19 protein-coding genes and 1 pseudogene are annotated in these 17,990 nt (G+C 71.5%); 7 read left to right on the top strand and 13 right to left on the bottom strand.

The window, feature by feature from the left end:
- Positions 1 to 59: 59 nt before the first annotated feature.
- From ABGB05_RS31590 to ABGB05_RS31580, 3 genes are all read right to left on the bottom strand, one after another.
- Complete coding sequence (locus ABGB05_RS31590) at positions 60 to 500, bottom strand: hypothetical protein (protein ID WP_347657602.1); 441 nt, start codon at positions 498 to 500, stop codon at positions 60 to 62.
- A 67-nt stretch (positions 501 to 567) separates the two neighbouring features.
- On the bottom strand, positions 568 to 1,599 hold the full coding sequence (locus ABGB05_RS31585; RefSeq protein ID WP_347657601.1) for a hypothetical protein: 1,032 nt from the start codon (positions 1,597 to 1,599) through the stop codon (positions 568 to 570).
- On the bottom strand, positions 1,596 to 1,850 hold the full coding sequence (locus tag ABGB05_RS31580) for a hypothetical protein (RefSeq protein ID WP_347657600.1): 255 nt from the start codon (positions 1,848 to 1,850) through the stop codon (positions 1,596 to 1,598). The genes ABGB05_RS31585 and ABGB05_RS31580 overlap by 4 nt, the downstream gene beginning before the upstream one ends.
- Positions 1,851 to 2,220: 370 nt before the next feature.
- On the opposite strand from ABGB05_RS31580, the gene ABGB05_RS31575 reads away from it, so the two are divergent.
- Together ABGB05_RS31575 and ABGB05_RS31570 are read left to right on the top strand one after the other, a co-directional pair.
- Positions 2,221 to 3,081, top strand: coding sequence for a helix-turn-helix transcriptional regulator (locus tag ABGB05_RS31575; RefSeq protein WP_347657599.1), 861 nt, complete (start codon positions 2,221 to 2,223; stop codon positions 3,079 to 3,081).
- The gene (locus tag ABGB05_RS31570) at positions 3,081 to 3,305 is read left to right on the top strand and encodes a DUF397 domain-containing protein (protein ID WP_347657598.1); all 225 of its coding nucleotides are present in this window, start codon (positions 3,081 to 3,083) and stop codon (positions 3,303 to 3,305) included. The genes ABGB05_RS31575 and ABGB05_RS31570 overlap by 1 nt, the downstream gene beginning before the upstream one ends.
- A gap of 106 nt (positions 3,306 to 3,411) precedes the next feature.
- Here ABGB05_RS31570 and ABGB05_RS31565 read toward each other — a convergent pair whose 3' ends face one another.
- The 3 genes from ABGB05_RS31565 to ABGB05_RS31555 all read right to left on the bottom strand — a co-directional run bounded on the left by ABGB05_RS31565 (position 3,412) and on the right by ABGB05_RS31555 (position 5,064).
- Complete coding sequence (locus ABGB05_RS31565; RefSeq protein ID WP_347657597.1) at positions 3,412 to 3,921, bottom strand: FBP domain-containing protein; 510 nt, start codon at positions 3,919 to 3,921, stop codon at positions 3,412 to 3,414.
- A gap of 121 nt (positions 3,922 to 4,042) precedes the next feature.
- Positions 4,043 to 4,489 (bottom strand): SitI3 family protein, encoded by a 447-nt coding sequence (locus ABGB05_RS31560; protein ID WP_347657596.1) that lies wholly within the window; start codon positions 4,487 to 4,489, stop codon positions 4,043 to 4,045.
- Positions 4,490 to 4,536: 47 nt separating this feature from the next.
- Positions 4,537 to 5,064 (bottom strand): DUF6244 family protein, encoded by a 528-nt coding sequence (locus ABGB05_RS31555; RefSeq protein ID WP_347657595.1) that lies wholly within the window; start codon positions 5,062 to 5,064, stop codon positions 4,537 to 4,539.
- A 366-nt stretch (positions 5,065 to 5,430) separates the two neighbouring features.
- Here ABGB05_RS31555 and ABGB05_RS31550 point away from each other — a divergent pair, with 366 nt between their 5' ends.
- The 3 genes from ABGB05_RS31550 to ABGB05_RS31540 all read left to right on the top strand — a co-directional run bounded on the left by ABGB05_RS31550 (position 5,431) and on the right by ABGB05_RS31540 (position 7,256).
- The gene (locus tag ABGB05_RS31550) at positions 5,431 to 5,964 is read left to right on the top strand and encodes a hypothetical protein (RefSeq protein ID WP_347657594.1); all 534 of its coding nucleotides are present in this window, start codon (positions 5,431 to 5,433) and stop codon (positions 5,962 to 5,964) included.
- Positions 5,965 to 6,116: 152 nt separating this feature from the next.
- On the top strand, positions 6,117 to 6,503 hold the full coding sequence (locus ABGB05_RS31545; RefSeq protein ID WP_347657593.1) for a VOC family protein: 387 nt from the start codon (positions 6,117 to 6,119) through the stop codon (positions 6,501 to 6,503).
- A 111-nt stretch (positions 6,504 to 6,614) separates the two neighbouring features.
- The gene (locus ABGB05_RS31540) at positions 6,615 to 7,256 is read left to right on the top strand and encodes a GNAT family N-acetyltransferase (RefSeq protein ID WP_347657592.1); all 642 of its coding nucleotides are present in this window, start codon (positions 6,615 to 6,617) and stop codon (positions 7,254 to 7,256) included.
- Positions 7,257 to 7,321: 65 nt separating this feature from the next.
- Here ABGB05_RS31540 and ABGB05_RS31535 read toward each other — a convergent pair whose 3' ends face one another.
- Complete coding sequence (locus ABGB05_RS31535; RefSeq protein ID WP_347657591.1) at positions 7,322 to 9,412, bottom strand: prolyl oligopeptidase family serine peptidase; 2,091 nt, start codon at positions 9,410 to 9,412, stop codon at positions 7,322 to 7,324.
- Positions 9,413 to 9,503: 91 nt separating this feature from the next.
- On the opposite strand from ABGB05_RS31535, the gene ABGB05_RS31530 reads away from it, so the two are divergent.
- Entirely contained in the window at positions 9,504 to 11,333 is a 1,830-nt protein-coding gene (locus ABGB05_RS31530; protein WP_347657590.1) for a copper resistance protein CopC, read from the top strand.
- A 288-nt stretch (positions 11,334 to 11,621) separates the two neighbouring features.
- Positions 11,622 to 11,852, top strand: a pseudogene (locus ABGB05_RS31525) (SLC13 family permease); the annotation flags it as partial.
- 132 nt (positions 11,853 to 11,984) lie between these two features.
- Here the strand turns inward: ABGB05_RS31525 and ABGB05_RS31520 are convergent.
- From ABGB05_RS31520 to ABGB05_RS31495, 6 genes are all read right to left on the bottom strand, one after another.
- Positions 11,985 to 12,614, bottom strand: coding sequence for a response regulator transcription factor (locus ABGB05_RS31520; protein WP_347657589.1), 630 nt, complete (start codon positions 12,612 to 12,614; stop codon positions 11,985 to 11,987).
- Between the two features lie 43 nt (positions 12,615 to 12,657).
- Positions 12,658 to 13,857, bottom strand: coding sequence for a histidine kinase (locus ABGB05_RS31515; protein WP_347657588.1), 1,200 nt, complete (start codon positions 13,855 to 13,857; stop codon positions 12,658 to 12,660).
- 125 nt (positions 13,858 to 13,982) lie between these two features.
- The gene (locus ABGB05_RS31510; RefSeq protein ID WP_347657587.1) at positions 13,983 to 14,759 is read right to left on the bottom strand and encodes an ABC transporter permease; all 777 of its coding nucleotides are present in this window, start codon (positions 14,757 to 14,759) and stop codon (positions 13,983 to 13,985) included.
- Positions 14,756 to 15,751, bottom strand: coding sequence for an ABC transporter ATP-binding protein (locus tag ABGB05_RS31505; protein ID WP_347657586.1), 996 nt, complete (start codon positions 15,749 to 15,751; stop codon positions 14,756 to 14,758). Before ABGB05_RS31505 ends, ABGB05_RS31510 begins: the two co-directional genes overlap by 4 nt.
- A 158-nt stretch (positions 15,752 to 15,909) precedes the next feature.
- Complete coding sequence (locus ABGB05_RS31500) at positions 15,910 to 16,539, bottom strand: MBL fold metallo-hydrolase (protein WP_347657585.1); 630 nt, start codon at positions 16,537 to 16,539, stop codon at positions 15,910 to 15,912.
- On the bottom strand, positions 16,539 to 17,627 hold the full coding sequence (locus ABGB05_RS31495) for an S-(hydroxymethyl)mycothiol dehydrogenase (protein ID WP_347657584.1): 1,089 nt from the start codon (positions 17,625 to 17,627) through the stop codon (positions 16,539 to 16,541). Before ABGB05_RS31495 ends, ABGB05_RS31500 begins: the two co-directional genes overlap by 1 nt.
- Positions 17,628 to 17,990: the final 363 nt, after the last annotated feature.

The following is a 17,990-nucleotide window of genomic DNA, read 5'->3' as shown; positions in this document are numbered from 1 at the left end:
CGCTCCGACCTGACCGGCCGTGACGTGTCGACCCGCCGGCCGCAGCGGCACCTGGGAGGTCAGGCCGTCCGGCGGGCTGGGTCGTGGTGGTGTGTGACGGTGATCGATCCGCCTGGTGAGTTGTACTGGGTCGCACTGTCCCGGGCGACGAAGGTGTTCACCTGGACCTGCTGCGTGGCAGGCAGCTGGGTTCGCGCCTGGTCGACCCAGACGCGCAGCTCCTCGGCCGCCTCCGGGTACTCGTCGAGGAGGTCGGTCAGCCGCTGCTGCCAGGCCACCGCCAGCCGCTCGCGGACCTCCGCCCGCCGTTCCTCCGGTGCCTGCTCGATTTCGGCAACGGTCTGGCTCACCCATCGTTCGGCGGCTGCCTGGCGGCGTTCTCCGCCGCGTCCGAACAACCGCACCAGTCCGCCCCGGGCGGACTGCCAGGCTTCGGTGGTGGCCAGGTTCACGAGTGTCGGACCGGCAAGCGACACCAGCGGCGTCAACCATTCGAGCATGACCGCGCCTCCCTACTTCCGACGCGACGGTGCCGGTGATGCGAAGCGTTGGCAAGTCCAGGATCGACTATCCGTCACCGGATCTCGTCGACAAAACGCACGACCGGGTCGAAATCGGCCGCAATGGCGTGGGGTCGGGGTCGAACCGCTCTGGCAGGTGCGGCTGGCGGTCGGTCGGGGCGTACCGGAGCAGGATGGGATGACCGGCCTGCTGGGCGGCGAGCCGGGCCAGGACCGGCACCGGGTCGGTGACCTGGTACGGCACCGGAGTGACCGGTACGACGACCGGGATGTCCGGGTCGACCGGCACCGTCTCGGCCAGGACCAGGTCCAGCTGTGCGAGACAGTCGGCGACCGCCACCTGCACCGTGGGGTGGATCGGCAGCAGGGCCGGCGCGGTGCCGGCGGAGAAAGTGACGCCCCACCCCTCGGCCGGTCGCGGCGCCGATCCGGTGGGGGCGTCGGGTCGACGGCGCAGCATCGTCACCGAGACGGTGAGGCCGAGCCCGAGACCGAGCCGGACCAGGTTCGCCAGCGGCGGCACCGCCGCCGGTTCGGCGGCGGACGAGCCGCCGAGGTACACCTGCCACGGGATACGCGGCCAGCCGGCGAGCACTGCCGCCTCCAGCTCGCGACGGCGTGCCAGCGGCAGCTCGGGCCGCCACCAAGACGGAAGCGGTAGGTCCTGCCCGACCGGCCGCCGTCCCGCTGCGGCACCGTGGTCGACGCTGTCGACGCCGACCGTGGCGGCCAGGTCGCGGAGCAGGTCGGTCAGGGGCAGCACCCAGCCACCGTCCGGGTTCCGGCACGGGGCCACCGATCCCGGTACGACCTCGCGGGAGGCGACCGTGCCGGTGTCGACGTTCGCCACGGTGAGCACGAGTTGGGCGCGGCTGCGACCGTATCCGCAACAGGTCAGGCAGGCGAGCGCCTTGCTGCCCGTACCGTCGCAGAGCTGGCAGTCGCGGCGCGGAGCCGGCACCCGCCCACCGGCGATCGGGAACGGGCCACGATTGTCGCGGCAGCGGCAGGGCAGCAGCCGGAGCGTGCTGCCCTGGCAGGCCGGGCAGGCGACGGTGGCCGTCGGTGTCCCGGTCATCGCCGCACCGCTGCGCAGTCGCCCGAGTGCTCGGCCCGGAGTACGCAGCGCCGCCGGTCGCCGAGCAGCCGGTCGCAGAAGATCCGGTGCCGGACGCCCTGGTTGTCCTCCTCGGAGACGGTGGTCTCCGGGATGTCGAGCTGGGTGAGGAACTCCAGGGACCGGCCGGCGGTCCGGGCGAAGAGCTTGGCGGCGTCCAGACCGGCGGCGGTGAACGGCAGGTGGAGCACAAACCGCTGCGGCTCACTCATGCGTCGACCTCTTTCCTGTCGCTGAATGTGGAAGGGGCGGCCCGTCCGGAGGGCGTCGGTCGGACAGGCCGCCCCGCCCTGCCACCGCAGCCTCGATCGGCGGGTACGGCAGCAGGGACACCTGGTTTTGAGCACGCGTCGGGGCAGATCGGCCGGTTCGCCGGCCGATCGAGAAATCCGTTGTATTGCGGGGTCGCGCGGATGGTCCCGCCGTGCTAAACACCTGTGGTACGACGGTTATCGGCATAACGGCACAGCTGGCGACAACCCCCTTTCGATCACTTCTCCTGCCGACAGGTTGTCAGGCGACACCGGGCGGGAGTAACCGTTCCCGGTCGCCTTTCCGATCCCGTGTGAAGGGGACGTGACGATGGCTCACCGGCCGTTCATTCGTACGCTGCGGGCCCAGTGGCTTGGTCAGCGACTCCGTGAGTTACGTGAGCAGCGCGGCATGCCCCTGGAACTGGTCGCCGAACACCTGGACCGGGACCGCTCGGCACTCGGCCGGTACGAACGGGCCGAGTGGCCGATCCAACGGCACGACGTGCTCGCCCTGCTCGACCTCTACGGCTTCCACCGCGCCTCGGAACGCGCCCAGCTGCTCGCACTCGCCGAGGAGGTCTGGCGCACCGACCGCTGGACCGAGAACTACGGCGACGTGGTCGACGCGTCCTTCATCGACTTTCCCTGGCTGGAATCCCGGGCGAACGTCGTCTGCTCGTACCACGCGATGGTCGTCCCGGGCCTCTTCCAACTCCGCGAGTACGCCGATCTCGTCATCCGGTGTATCGAAGGGGCCAATGCCACCGAGGAGAAAATGACGCGATGGCTGGACCTTCGGATGGAGCGGAAACGGGTGCTCGATGATCCGAACGGTCCCCGATTCGAAACGATCATTGACGAGGCGGCCCTGCGCCGCCTCGTCGGAGGCCGGGCACTCCAACGCGCACAGCTCGCCCATGTCCTTGAGATCGCACAGCGCTCGAAGGTCGAGGTGAGGGTCCTGCCCACCAAGATCTGGCTGCATCCTGGGCTCGACGGGTCCTTCTGGCTGTTCAGGATGCCCCGGCCCTATCCGGAGGTGGCCTACCTGGAGAGTCGTGCCGGCCAGATGTACTTCGAGCAGCCCAAGTCCGGCGGCTACCTCGACGCGTACGATCGCCTTCGCAAGGTCGCACTCGACTCCCAGGAGTCAGCGAAGTTAATCATGACGATCGCAGAGGAACTGTGATGGATGAAGCCCTTCCGCCGGTGGCCTGGCACATCAGCACCCGAAGTGCCGACACCGGTGGCAGCTGTGTCGAGGCTGGGCCACTGCTCGACGGGTCGGGGCGGGTGGCGCTGCGGCACAGCAAGACGCCGGAGGCCGCGACCATCGTCTACACCCGCGCCGAGTGGGACGCCTTTGTCGCCGGGGTCAAGGACGGCGAGTTCGACTTCACCGATCCGGCCTGACGGACCTCGGGCAGAAACGGAAAAGCCCCGTCGTTCTCGCTGGGAACGACGGGGCGTGATCTTCTGCCGGCCTGTCCGAGGCCGCATCTCGCGGCTGTCGCCTTCATCAGCCTGCGATGACCCGGCCGACGAAGGCGTTCAGGTTGGCCATCGTCCGGTCCACCCGCTCGTCCAGGGTGAGCGTTTCCTCCCGGCGGACCAGACGCATCTTCGGTTTGCGCCTGCCCCTCAGGTAGAGCGAACAGGCCAGGTCCGCGCAGACGTACTCGCCGACGGTGTTGCCCTGCCGTCCGGCGGCGCCGGCCAGCGGTGCCACGAACAGCGACACCCCCGACCCGCCGTGGTCGGTCAGACAGATCCGGCACATGCTCGACCGCATCGAATTGACCTTGCGGGTCTCCGGCCGACGCAGGACCAGACCGGTCGGACCGTCGTCGCCGGGTACGACCAGCAGCGCCCGCAACTCGGCACCCGGGTCGGTCCAGCCGAGGAAGTCCAGGTCAGCCCAGGGAACGCCGCCGTCGGCGAAGCCGGCCGGCATCCGGATCCGGCTCGCCTCGCCCTTGCTGCAGTTCACGAAGGATGACCGGATCGTCCGTTCATCGATTGGCTCCATGGGCGCGAAGCTAGCCGACCCGTCACCGCAGGTCACCCTCATTTCCGGCGCCCTGGGAGCGGCTCACCCGCCGCACGTGACCGTGATCACCGCCGTCGACCTGCCCCGGACGCCTGACCACCTACCCGGGCAGAACCTTGCCGTACCTCTCGTCGTAGCCCTCACCGGCCTTGCTCTTGTGGATACTGCCGTTGACGCGGCTGAGCAGCAGCCAGTTGCCGTTAAGCACCAGCGCGGCATCCTCTGTCCGGCCGTTCAGCACCCGGGCGACGGCCGCCAACATGTTGGGCACCCCCAGGTCCATCAGAGAATCTTTCCGCATATGGAAGTCGACGTCGACGTACGAGTCCGGTTCCCAGACCCATAAGGCACCATCGTCTTCGGCGTCGTAGTAGCCGGAGCTTCCGGATGTTATGTCGACAACGTATCCGCGCTCGTCGTAGAGCGCCGCCGTCAACATCCGTTCACCCCGCGACGTCGACGTCTCGACCGCCTCCGGCGCAGCAAGGGCCGCCACCTCGTCCAGTGGAATGTCCCCGGACAGCGTCAGTCGATAATCAATCGACACCCACACCACCCATCCTCGGTCTCGCCTGACGGATCCGCCGGGCCCGGTCAGTTTCCCGAGGCGCCCAGCTGTCGGGCCCGGACGATCGCCACGTCGGTGGACTGTCGGGCACTGCTCATCCGCTGCGTCAACGGCACCAGGACTTGGGTGATGTTCTGCAACGACGAGAGCATCGGCCCCGGCTGTCCACCCTGCAGGGTCACGGTGACCAGCCGCTGCGTCTTGTCGACCTGCTCGATCGTGGCGGACGCCGCCTCCCGGGCCCGGTCCAACCGTTCCTGCACGGGCGTCAGTCCGGCGATCGACTCCTGCGGCGAACCCTCCTGCGGGACCGCCGCCGTCGCCTTGGCCGCCTCGCCGATCAGACCACCGAGGTTGCCGAGCCTGCCCTGGATCTCGGCGATCGCCTGCTGCACAGCCAGCATGCCGGTCGCCACCGCGACAAAACCGGCGCCGGCCGCCTGGCGGGCCACCTCCTCCGCCTGCCGGCCCGCCGCAGCGGCCTGACCCTGCGCCTGCTCCACCCCTGCGGTGAGCGCACCCAGCTCAGTAGCGATCTCCTCGACCTGAGACACCTGACCGACCTCACTCGAATCCGTTGCAGATGGGTGATCCAACGCTACGGCATGGGCCGGTCGGCTCCGGTATGCGATCAACGCGGACTTCGGTGTCGAATCAGGTCAGTCGTCACAGCCTCAGCCGTCACCGGCCCGGTCCAGGTCGTAGATGTCGCGGCCGATCACCCGCACCGGTCCCTGGACGTACGTCGGGCCGTCACGCTGCCAGACGGCCGCTGGACGTACCGGACTGCTGAGCCGATCGGACCCGCAGGTCAGCCGTGATCCCCGGCCGATCCGCCGTACCCGAACGTTTCCTGAACCGGACCCGAAGCCGGCCGACCAGGATGAATCGGTTGCGATCACCGAAATCGGGGAGGACAGATGCGTACCTGGACTGGGAGGCGGCCGGTGCTGCTCGGCGCGGTGCTCGGCCTCACCCTGCTGGGCGGGGTGACGGCGTGCGGTGACGACCCGGCCCCGACCGTCGGCTCCGACGGCGGCACCAGCAACGGCGGCGCCACGCCGAGCGGCGACCGGGCCGAACCGGGAGCACCGGCCGGCGGTACCGGCAGCCTGAGCATCACCGCCGACGGCAGGAAGTACCGCTTCGTCACCGACGACTGCTCGACCATCGAGGTGCCGACGAAACTCTTCTCGCTGAGCACCGAGGATGCCAGCATCGAAATGTCCCTGCCGTTCGCGCCCGGCCCGTTCGACCAGGACAGCGACGGGGCGACGGTGCCGCTGACGCTCGGCGGCGCGGACGAGACCTACCAGACGGTGGCGTTCACCGGTGAGCGGAGCGAGAGCGGCGACCGGACGTCGGGTTCGCTGAAGGGTACGGCGAAGCACGCCATCACCGGCTCCGAGGTCGATTTCAGCCTCGACTTCGAGTGTCCGCTGACCCGGGGCTGACCCGGCGGCGCCCCGGCTGACCGACAGCGGCTGACCGACGGCGACTGATTGGCGGCTGATCGGCGGCCGCCGGACAGCGGCCCGTCACCGGATGGTGGCGCGAGCCATCCGGCACGCGGTGCACTGTCCGGCCCCGTTGGTACGGTCGCACCGTGTCCAGGTTCCGATCACCGCAGGTCATCCTGTTCAGCCAGAACGTCTCCCGGGCGGCCGACTTCTACCGCCGGCTCGGCTTCACCGAGACGTTCCGGGTGCCCACCAGGGGCGAGCCGATTCACGTGGACCTTGTCCTCGACGGTTACCGGATCGGCATCGCCTCGGTCGACTCCAGCCGCACCGACCACGGCCTGGACCCGGTGCCGGAGGGCCAGCGGGCGGCCGTCATCCTCTGGACCGACGACACCCCTGCCGCGTACGCCTCGGTCACCGCCGACGGGGCACCCGCCCTGGCGGCACCGCACAGGTGGCTCGACCGGCTGTTGATCGCCTGGACCGCCGATCCGGACGGCAACCCGATCCAGATCGTCCAGTCGCTGTGATCGTGATCCGGGGCGCCGACCAGCGTCGATTGACGAGATCATGATGGGCAATCAGGCCGTTGACCTGCAAGAATGTCGGCCCAGAGGGCGTCGACCGGGAAGTTGACCGAGATGGTGACGATTCGCGCGATCGCCGACGGTGATCAAGCTGAGCTCCGTGGGCTGTTCGGTCGGGCCTGCGCCGACGCTCCGTCCGCCTCCCTGTGGGGGCACGAGGAATCGGAAGCCGCCATCTACCTGGACCCGTACCTGCGGCTGCACCCGGGCTCGCTCTTCGTCGCCGTGGCCGACGGGGCGCTGGTGGGTTACCTCGCCGGCTGTCTCGACAGCTCGACGCTTCCCAGCGAGGGCAAACGGATGGAGCAGGCCATCCGGAGGCACCGGCTGGTGCTCCGCCCCCGGCCCGCGGCCTTCCTCGCCCGGGCCATGGTCGACCTCGTGGTGGCCACCGCCCGGAGAGAGTCGACCGCCGGCAGTTTCGAGGATCCCCGGTGGCCGGCGCACCTGCACATCAACCTGGCCCCGGCGGCCCGGGGCACCGGCGCCGCCGCCGGGCTGATGACCAGGTGGTTCGACCGGCTCAGCGAGACCGGCACCCCCGGCTGCCACCTGCAGACCCTGGTCGAGAACACCCGCGCGGTGCGGTTCTTCGAACGGATGGGTTTTGTCAGGCACGGCCCGACTCCGCCGGTCCCCGGCACCCGCAGCGGCGGCCGGCGACTCCACCAGCAGACGATGGTGTGGAACCCCTGACCCCGTGACCGGGCGACCGGGACGGTAAGGGACAGCACGGGACGGACCGCCGGGTGACGACGGCGTCAGCCGGTCAGGCGCCGCCAGAGGAAGGTCAGCATCAACGCCCACTTGAACGCCAACTGGGCGTTGTCGGCGGCGGCCCCGTGCCCGCCCTCGACGTTCTCGTAGTAGGAGACGTCGTGGCCGTACCGGCGCAACCGGGCCGCCATCTTCCGGGCGTGCCCGGGATGGACCCGGTCGTCGCGGGTCGAGGTGACCAGCAGGACCGGCGGATAGCGCCGGTCGGCCCGGACGTTGTGGTACGGCGAGTACCGGCGGAGGAACTCCCAGTCGGCCGGATCGTCCGGGTCACCGTACTCGGCCATCCACGAGGCGCCGGCCAGCAACCGGTGGTAGCGGCGCATGTCCAGCAGCGGCACCCGGGCCACCACCGCGCCGAACAGCTCCGGACAGCGGGTCAGCATCACCCCCATCAGCAGCCCGCCGTTGCTGCCGCCCTCGATGCCGAGCCGCGCCGGCACGGTGAAACCGCGCGCGACCAGGTCGGTCGCCACGGCGGCGAAGTCCTCGTACGCCCGGGGTCGGTTCTCCCGCAGCGCGGCCCGGTGCCAGCGCGGGCCGTACTCGCCACCGCCCCGGATGTTCGCCACCACGTAGCAGCCGCCCCGGGCCAGCCAACCCCGCCCGATGATGCCGCTGTAGGCGGGGGTCCAGGAGGCCTCGAAGCCGCCGTACCCGGTCAGCAGCGTCGGACCGCCGTCGTGCCCGGGCGGGCTGACCACGAAGTACGGCACCCGGGTCCCGTCGGCGGACCGGGCGAAGAGTTGCCGTACCTCCATGCCGGCCGCGTCGAAGAACGTCGGCTCCCGCTTCAGCGTCTCCACCCCTGCGCCGACCGTGCCGTGGTGCAGCGCCGTCGGCTCCAGAAAGCCGGTGCTGGCCAGCAGGTATTCGTCGTTGTACTCCGGGTTGGTGTCGACGACCGCGACGTGACGCCGCTCCCCCGCCGCCTCGGCCAGCCCGCCGGCCTCGCCAGCGGCAGCGGCGGCGGCTCCTGCGGGCCGGTCGGCCTCGTCGACCGGTAGCGGCGCCCGCCGCCAGCCGTCCGGGCTCGGGCTGAGTACCTCGATCCGGCTGCGGACGTCGACCAGGCTGCTCACGATCAGGTGGTTACGTGTCCACGCGTGCCCGCTCAGCGCGGTGTCCGCAGTGGGGGCGAAGACCACGGTGAGATCCCGCTCCCCGGCGAGAAACCGGTCCAGGTGGGTGACCAGCAGGGCGCCCGCTGGGTACGTCCGACCGGCCACCGACCAGTCCGAGCGGAGCTGGATCAGCAGCCACTCCCGGTGTACGTCGGTCTCGGCGTCCTCCGGTACGTCGATCCGGACCAGTCCGCCGTCACCGGTGCGGAGGAACTCCTCCCGACGGAAGAAGTCGAGCCGACGCCCGAGGAAGTCCCGGACGAAGCCGGGAGTGGGGTCATGTACGGCGTACACCGCGACGTCCCCGTCCCGGCCCTGGTGCACGACGGTGGCCTCGGCCAGCGGGGTGCCCCGCCGCCAGCGTTTCACCACCCGGGGATATCCGGAGGCGGTCAGCGAGCCGGGACCGAAGTCGGTGCCGACGTAGATGTGGTCCGCGTCGATCCAGCCGACGTCACTCTTCGCCTCCGGCAGCACAAAACCGTCGGTGACGAAGGTCCGGCTCTCCAGGTCGAACTCCCGTACCACCCGGGCGTCGGCACCGCCCCGGGCGAGCCGGACCAGACACCGTCGGTGCTCCGGGTGCTGTACGACGGCCCCCTGCCAGGTCCAGGGTTCGCCCTCCGCCTCGGCCAGCGCGTCGACGTCGAGCAGCACCTGCCACTGCGGTTCCGCCCGGCGGTACTGCTCCAGCGTGGTGCGACGCCACAACCCACGGGGGTGGGCCTCGTCCTTCCAGAGGTTGTAGAGGTGTCCGCCGTCCCAGTACACGTACGGCACCCGGTCGGCGGCGTCGAGCACCTGCCGGAGCGCGGTACGCAGTTCGTCGAACGAGGGGGCGTCGGCCACGCCGGCGAGAGTCTCGGCGTTACGCGCCCGGACCCAGTCGGTTGCCGCCGGACCGGCCAGGTCCTCAAGCCATCGAAAATCGTCGTCGGAATTCGGAGGCACGGGCCGATTACTACCACACGGCGTCAACAATGTTACCGATCCGCCGGAGAACAGATTGAACCTCTCGGGCCGGTCGCCCGAACTATCCAAGGTGGCAGCGCTCCGGATCAACCGTTCTTCCACCCGTCACCGCGTACCCCGCTCCGGGACCCGACACCCCCGGCCGGCCGCACCGGCGGACGGCCTGCTCGGTGGACTGGTCGGCGGACTGGTGATGGCGTTGGTCGCCGGGCTCGCCGGCCTGGCCGTGCTGATCGGCCCGGCGGAGCCGGCGTCGGCGCATGCCGCCGTGGTCGCCACGGTGCCGCAGCAGCGGTCCGTCCTGGGCTACTCCCCCACCGAGGTCACGGTCACCTTCAGCGAGCCGGTCGCCCTGCTGCCCGGCCGCTCCCAGGTCCTCGCCCCGGACGGTAAACGGATCAACGCCGGAGAGGCCAGCGTCCGGGGCGCCACGCTGCGGATCCCGATCCGGGTCGCCGACCGCCCGCTCGGCACCTACCTGGTCAGCTACCGGGTCATCTCCGCCGACAGTCACCCCGTCGCCGGCAGCTGGACCTTCTCCGTCGGGGCCGCCTCCGCCGGCCCGCCGGAACCGGCCGACGTCGGGGTGCAGCCGGTCGTCCGGGTCGCCGTCCCGGTCAGCAGATACCTCGGGTACGCCGGACTGGTCCTGGCCATCGGTCCGACCCTGCTACTGGCCCGGCTCTGGCCCCGCCGGCTCAGCCGACGCCGGGTGTCCCGGCTGGTCCGGGCCGGACTCGTCCTGCTCGGCGCCGGTACCCTGACCGGGCTCTGGGTGCAGGCGCCGTACACCAGTGGCGCCGGACTGTTCGACGTCTCCACCACCGAACTCACCCAGGTGCTGAGCTCCGACTTCGGCCTGGCGACGACCGCCCGACTCGGCATCCTGCTCCTGGTCGCGATCCTGCTGGCCCCGGTACTCCGCCTCGGCACGCGGCCGCAGCCCACCACGCCCGGCGGCCCCACCGACACCTCGCCGCAGCCCACCACCCCGTCCGGGCGGGACGTCGGGCGGTGGCGGGGCCTTCTGCTGCTCCTGTTCACCCTGGCCGGACTGGCCACCTGGCCGCTGGCCGGGCACGCCGCCGCCGCACCGGTGCCGCTGGCCAGCGGACTGGCGAACGTCGTGCACCTGGCCGCCATGTCGGTCTGGCTCGGCGGTCTGGTGGCGATCTGCGCAGCCCTGCTGCCGGCGGCCCACCCCCGCGTCCTGGGCGTGATCCTGCCGGTCTGGTCCCGGTGGGCGACGCTCGCCGTACTCTGGCTCGTCATCGGCGGTGGCGTGTTGGCGGTGGTCGAGGTCGGTGCCGTGGGCCAGCTGACCGGTACGGACTACGGGCGGCTGCTGCTGGTGAAGCTGGGCCTGCTGATCCTGCTGCTGATCGCCGCCGGGTACGCCCGCCGCGCGGTCCGACGGTGGGGCCGGGGCTTTTCCGCCACCGGAAGCCTCACCGTGATGCGCCGGATGGTCGCGGTCGAGGTGACGCTCGGGCTGGTGGTGCTCGGGGTCAGCGCGGTGCTGGTGCACACCACCCCGGCCCGCAACGCCGGGATCGAGGCGACGGTGGCGGCCTCGGACGGTTTCGCCCAGACCCTCGACTCCCCGCTCTACACGCTGCAGTTCGACGTCTATCCGGTGCAGCTCGGCGACGCCAACACCGTGCACGCGTACGTCTACACCCCGGACGGCGCCCCGTTACCGGTGGTGGAGTGGACGGTCAGCACCGCCCTGCCCGCGCGGGGTATCGAACCGACCGAGACACCGATGCTCGGGATCAGCCCGCACCACGCGGTCGGGGCGCTGAGCTTCCCGGTCCCCGGCGACTGGGAACTGCGGTTCACCGTACGGCTCTCCGAGGTCGACCAGGCGACGGTGCGGACCGTCGTACCGGTGCGCTGACGGCGGTACTCAGGGTTCGACCAGGCCGGCCCGGATCGCGTACCGGGTCAGGTCGATCCGGTCCCGCATCCGGGGGTCAGGATGCTGTCCGGCAGCCGCTCCCCCTGCCGGTCGCGGTGCAGGTAGTCGCGGATCAGCGCGGTGACCGCGCCCGGATAGCGAAACGGCTCGCCGCGCATCGCGGCCCGGCACGCCTCCAGCAGGTCACGGTCGGCGACCGGCTTGAGCACGTACCCGGAGGCGCCGGCCCGCAGCGCCTCCCCGGCGCAGCCGTACCTGATCGCCGAGGTGCTGGCCAGCAACATCGGTGGCGCGGCGACGCTGATCGGTGACCCGCCGAACATCATCATCGGGGCGCGGGCCGGGCTGACCTTCACCGACTTCCTGGTGCACATCGACCCGTCGGTCATCGCCATGGTCGGCGCCGGGGTGATGCTGCTGGTCTCCAGACTCGACGTGTCGGACGTGCTGGAGGAGGTGGAGTGGCCGGCGCTGGTCTTCTTCATGGGCCTGTTCGTGATGGTCGGCGGCCTGGTGCACACCGGCGTCATCGGGGCGATCGGCACCTGGGCGATCGGCACCTGGGCGATCGACGACCCGGCCGGGGCGGGTCGAGCGGCGTCGGTGCGACGCGGGGTGGGCCGAGCAGGGTCAGTGCGGGTCGCCGAGGAGCCAGCCACGCTCCTCGGCGACCCGGACCGCCTCGGCCCGGGTCCGTGCCCCGGTCTTGCCGATCGCGGCGGAGAGATGGTTGCGGACCGTGCCCTCGGACAGGTGCAGCCGGCGGGCGAGGTCGGCGGCGGTACCTCCGCCCCGGGCCGCCCGGAGCACCTCGGTCTCCCGGCCGGTCAGCGGGCTCTCCCCACTGGCCAGGGTCTCCGCCGCCAGGGTCGGGTCGACCACCCGCAGCCCGGCATACACCCGACGAACCGCGTCGGCGAGCTGCCGGGCCGGGGTGTCCTTGACGACAAAACCGCCCGCGCCGGCCTCCATCGCCAACCGCAGGTAGCCGGGGCGGCCGAAGGTGGTGACCACCAGCACCCGGCACCCGGGCAGCTCGGCCCGGAGCAGGGCGGTGACGGCTATCCCGTCCAGACCGGGCATCTCGACGTCGAGCAGTGCGACGTCGGGCCGGGCACGGTGGGCCGCCGCCAGCACCTCGTCACCCCGACCGACCTCGGCGACCACGGTCAGGTCCGGCTCCAGCGAGAGCAGCGCGGCCAACGCACCCCGGACCAGCGCCTGGTCGTCGGCGAGCAACAGTCGGATCGGCGCCGTCACGACGCCCACCTCCGGACCGCCGGCAACAGCCGGATCGGCGCCGTCACGACGCCGGCTCCCGGAAGCTGAGCAGCAGCCGGAACCCCTCGCGATTGACGCCCCGGCCGACGACCAGCCGGGCGCCGGCCTGTTCGGCCCGTTCCCGGAGTCCGAGCAGTCCGTGGCCGGAGGCACCGTCGGAGCACGCCGCGACCGGGCCGCGACCGTCGTCGCGTACCTCGATCTCGTCGGGCCGGATCCGGACGACGCAGCGTCGCGCGCAACTGTGTCGTACCACGTTGGTCACCCCTTCCCGCACCGCCCAGGCGAAGAGTTCGCCCCGGCCGGGCCGCAGCGTGGGTACGGCGTCCGGCAACTCGGCCGCGATGCCCGCGGCCCGTAGCGCCGTTCCGGCGCTGGCCAGTTCGGTGGCGAGGGTGATCTCACGGTACGCCCCGACGGTGGACCGGACGTCGGCGAGTGCCTGCCGGGCCAGCCGTTCGAGGTCCGCCACCTCGGCACCGGCCCGGGCAGGGTTGACCTCGAGCAGCCGTCCGGCGAGTTCCGCCTTGACCGTGATGACGGTCAGCGAGTGGCCGAGGATGTCGTGCAGGTCCCGGGCGGTCCGGGCCCGTTCCTCGGCGACCGCCAGCCGGCGGATCTCCTGCTGGGCGTCGAGCAGCCGGGCCTGCCGGTCCACCAGTCGACTGAAGCCGAAGACCGCGACCCCGGCGAGCAGTACGGAGAGTGCCACCCCGGTCTCCGGTTCCCAGGCGGGGACGAAGTGTGGCGCGACGATCGGCACCGCGGCCAGGACGGCGACCAGGGCCAGGGCCGCGCTGGTCGGCAGCAGCAGGGTCGCCGCGGCCGAGAGGTAGACCAGGGTGACCAGCCAGTCGCCGCCGGCCGCCGGGATGGTCAGGGTGCCGACGACGAAGAGCCCGACCAGGGCCGCCACCGCCTGGCGCAGCGGGATGCGCTCCCGTTGCCAGACCGCCCGGCGGAGCCAGCCGAACAGGGCCACGTAGCCGGCACCGAAGACGACCAGCGCGACGAGCCCGAGGACCCGCGCCGGCCCGGGCGGGTGCGCCCAGACGGTGCCGAACGGCTGCCCCAGGTAGACCAGCCACACCACGGCGACCAGCCATCCGAGCCGGCCGCGACCCGCGCCGATCCCCAGGCTGGCCCGGAGTTCGGCTCCGGACCGGCGGCGTCCCCGACCGGTGCCGGTGCCGGTGTCGCCGTCGGCCGCCTGCTGGGTCACACCGGTCACGCTATCCGGGTGCTTCCGAGCGGCCGGTCGAATCGGTGTCGGGGTGGCTCCGGTCACCACCGTGCCCGACCGGCCCGACGAGGCCGTCGGACCGGTCGGGTCGCCGGGATCGGCGGTCATACCCGGGTGGTGTCCCGGCGGAACAGCCGGCTGGCCCCGAACCCGAAGGCGACCGTCCAGAGCACCAGGTTGAGTACGGCACCGGCGCTGACCCCGTCGCCGGTCAGCGGGGCCCGGGCCAGTTCGCCCACCCCATACACCGGGGTGAACCTGGCGATCTCCTGCATGACGTGCGGCAGGACCTCCAGCGGAACGAAGAGGCCGCCGAACATCGCCAGGATGGCCAGGATCGGTCCGAGGAACTGCATCACGTTCTCGGCCGGGGCGAGATAGCCGACGAAGAGGCCGAAGGCGGCGAAGACCAGCGAGCCGAGCCAGGCGGCCAGTCCGGCGAGCAGCCAGACGTGGGCCGGCATCCGTACCCCGGACGCGGCACCGACGACAAACTCGACAAGCACCGCGAGCAGCCCGAGCGCCATCGCGGTGAGGACCTTGGTGGCGACGTACGCGGCGGGGCGCAGCGGGGTCAGCCGGAGTTGCCGGCTCCACCCCTGGGCCCGTTCCACCGCGACCATGCCGCCGCCGCTGGTGGTGGCGACCATGGCGCCGTACACCGCAAGGCTGATCATGATGTACGCGGTGACCTGGGCACCGTTGTCCAGCAGCTGTCCCTTGTTCGGCAGGCCGAAGAGCAGGAAGAAGACCGCCGGCATGATCAGGGTGAAGACGAGGGTACGGCGGTTCCGCAGCACCCGGCGGATCTCCATGATCAGATTCGCGGTGCTGAACCCGCCGAGCGGCGGACGGCGCCGGTCGATCGCGGTCGTGGTCATCGCAGACTCCCCTGCAGGCCGTCGCTCACCGCACCGGCCGTGGTGCCGGTGCCGGTCGTGGTGTGGTTGCCGGTCGTGTTGCCGGCGTCGGCGCCCGCGGTGCCGGCGTCGGTGGTGAGGGCCAGGAAGGCGTCCTCGAGGTTGCGGGCGGTGATCTCCAGATCCCGTGCCGCCGTCTGGGTCAGCAGGTAACGGGCCACCACGTCGGAGTCCCCGGCCTGCACCAGCACGGTGTCGCCGCGCACCTCGACCGACTCCACGCCGGGCAGCCCGGCCAGCACCACCTGGTCGGCGCCGGGCAGGGTGGCCCGGACCTGGCGACCGGAGGCCAGGTTCTTCACCTGCGCGGTGGTGCCGTCGGCGACGATCCGCCCCTGCCGGATCAGCACGATCCGGTCGGCGTACGCGTCGGCCTCCTCCAGGTAGTGGGTGGCGAACAGGACGGTACGGCCGTCCCGGGCGTCCCGGCGGATCGCGGTCCAGAAGTCCCGGCGTCCCTCGACGTCCATCCCGGTCGTCGGCTCGTCGAGCACCATCAGGTCCGGATCGGGCAGCAGCGCCATCGCGAACCGCAGTCGCTGCTGCTGGCCGCCGGAGCACTTCCCCACCCGACGGCCGGCGATGTCGGTGATCCCGGCCCGGTCCAGCACCTCGGCGACCGGGCGGGAGTGCGGGTAGAAGTTGGCGGTCATCTGGACCGTCTCGGCGACGGTCATGTCCTTCAACAGGCCGCCGGTCTGCATCACGGCGGCGACCCGGCCGTACGCCACCGCGTCGGTCGGCGCCTGCCCGAAGACCCGTACGGTGCCGGCGGTCGGCCGGGCGAGCCCGAGCAGCATGTCGACCGTGGTGGTCTTGCCCGCACCGTTCGGGCCGAGGAAGGCCACCACCTCGCCGGGTTCGATGCGCAGACTCAGTCCGTCGACGGCGGTCACCGCGCCGTACCTCTTGGTCAGTCCGGTCAGTTCGACCGCTGGTGTACGTGTCTGCATGCCGGCAATGCTGCCGGCCGAGCGGATGGTGTGACCGGCTCGCGCGTCACGTCCTGACCATGACAATTGTCAGCCATGATCAGCAGCGGCCGGGGCGGGGCCGGGCAGCGGGCCGGCCCGGCAGCGACCCGGCCGGCCCCCTGGTCACCCCGGACAGCTCAGTGTCCCCGGGCCAGCCACTCGTCCAGGTGCGGCGCCTCGGCGCCGATGGTGGTGTCCGCGCCGTGCCCGGTGTGCACCACCGTCTCGGGAGGCAGGGTCAACAGCCGGTCCCGGATCGACCCGACGATGGTGCCGAAGTCACTGAACGACCGGCCGGTGGCGCCCGGTCCGCCCTGGAAGAGAGTGTCACCGGTGAAGACCGCACCGAGGTCCGCGACGTGGAAGGAGCAGGCGCCGGGGCTGTGCCCGGGCGTGTGCAGCACCCGCAGCACCGTCCCGGCGACGTCGATCAACTGCCCGTCGCGCAGCTCGCCACCGGGCGGGGTCTGCGGGTGCACCATGTCCCAGAGCACCCGGTCGGCCGGGTGCAGCAGCACCTCCGCTCCGGTCGCCCTGGCCAGGTCCGGCGCCGCCCGTACGTGGTCGTCGTGCGCGTGGGTCGCCAGGATCGCGCGTACCCGCCGGCCGCCGACCAGCGTGACGATCGTGTCGACGTCGTGCGGCGCGTCGATGATGACGCACTCGGCGTCGTCCCCGACCAGCCAGACGTTGTTGTCGACGTCGAAGGTCTGCCCGTCGAGCGAGAAGGTGCCCGAGGTGACCCCGTGGTCGATCCGGGCCGCCATCAGAAGATCACCACAGACCGGAGTACGTCGCCGTGGTGCATCTTGCCGAACGCGTCCTCCACCTGGTCGAGGCTGATCTCCTCGCTGACGAACGCGTCGAGGTCGAGCCGGCCCTGCAGGTAGAGCGAGGTCAGCATCGGGAAGTCGCGGCTCGGCAGGCAGTCGCCGTACCAGCTGGACTTGAGCGCGCCGCCGCGGCCGAAGACGTCGATCAGCGGCAGGTCGGGCACCTTCATCTCCGGGGTCGGCACGCCGACCAGGACCACGGTGCCGGCCAGGTCGCGGGCGTAGAAGGCCTGCTTCCAGGTCTCCGGTCGACCGACCGCCTCGATCACCACGTCGGCGCCGAACCCGCCGGTGAGATCCCGGATCGCCTCGACCGGATCGGTTTCCCTGGCGTTGACCGTGTGGGTGGCGCCGAAGCCCTTCGCCCACTCCAGCTTCCGGGGGTCGGTGTCGACGGCGATGATCGTGGTCGCCCCGGCCAGCGCCGCACCGGCGACCGCGCCGTCGCCGACACCGCCGCAGCCGATGACCGCGACCGAGTCGCCCCGGGTCACCCCGCCGGTGTTCACCGCCGCGCCGAGCCCGGCCATCACCCCACAGCCGAGCAGCCCGACGGCGGCCGGTCGGGCCGCCGGATCCACCTTGGTGCACTGCCCGGCGTGGACGAGGGTCTTCTCCACGAAGGCGCCGATGCCGAGCGCCGGAGAGAGTTGTGTGCCGTCGGCCAGGGTCATCTTCTGCGTGGCGTTGTGGGTGGCGAAGCAGTACCACGGTTTGCCCCTGCGGCAGGCCCGACAGGTGCCGCAGACCGCCCGCCAGTTGAGCACCACGAAGTCACCCGGCTCGACGTCGGTGACTCCCGCCCCGACCTGCTCCACGATGCCGGCGGCCTCGTGACCGAGCAGGAACGGGAAGTCGTCGTTGATGCCTCCCTCGCGGTAGTGCAGGTCCGTGTGGCAGACGCCGCACGCCTGCACCCGTACCACGGCCTCGCCCGGACCCGGGTCCGGTACGACAACCGTGGTCACCTCGACCGGAGCGCCCTTGGCCCGGGCGACAACCCCGCGCACTTCCTGGCTCACGCTGCCTCCTCACGATCCTGGATCAAGATCCGTCGTAGCTTGTCACGCTCGTCCCGACCGGCGCCGGGGCCACGCCGTACGTACCGCCGGCACCGGGCGACGCCGTCCGACCGGTCTGCGCCCGGCCGCGACCGATCAGCCGAAAGCGCACCAGGAAATCCGGCCGACCACAACCTCCGTTCTGTCCGACGGAACACTCCCGACCGGAGGCGAAAGGCGGACCGCCGGTGCCGGTGCGGGGGAACATCTCGCGGGCCGGCCCGGTTGTATCCCCCGTACGACCGCAGCAGCAGGCGACACCAGGTTGACCGGTGGGGCCGTTGCGCCCGGCTGGGTGTGGTGTCCGGTTTTCGGTCGTGATCA

This window comes from Plantactinospora sp. B5E13 (genome assembly GCF_039871775.1).
Lineage (GTDB): Bacteria > Actinomycetota > Actinomycetes > Mycobacteriales > Micromonosporaceae > Plantactinospora.
This window is presented reverse-complemented; position numbering and strand designations above follow the sequence as displayed.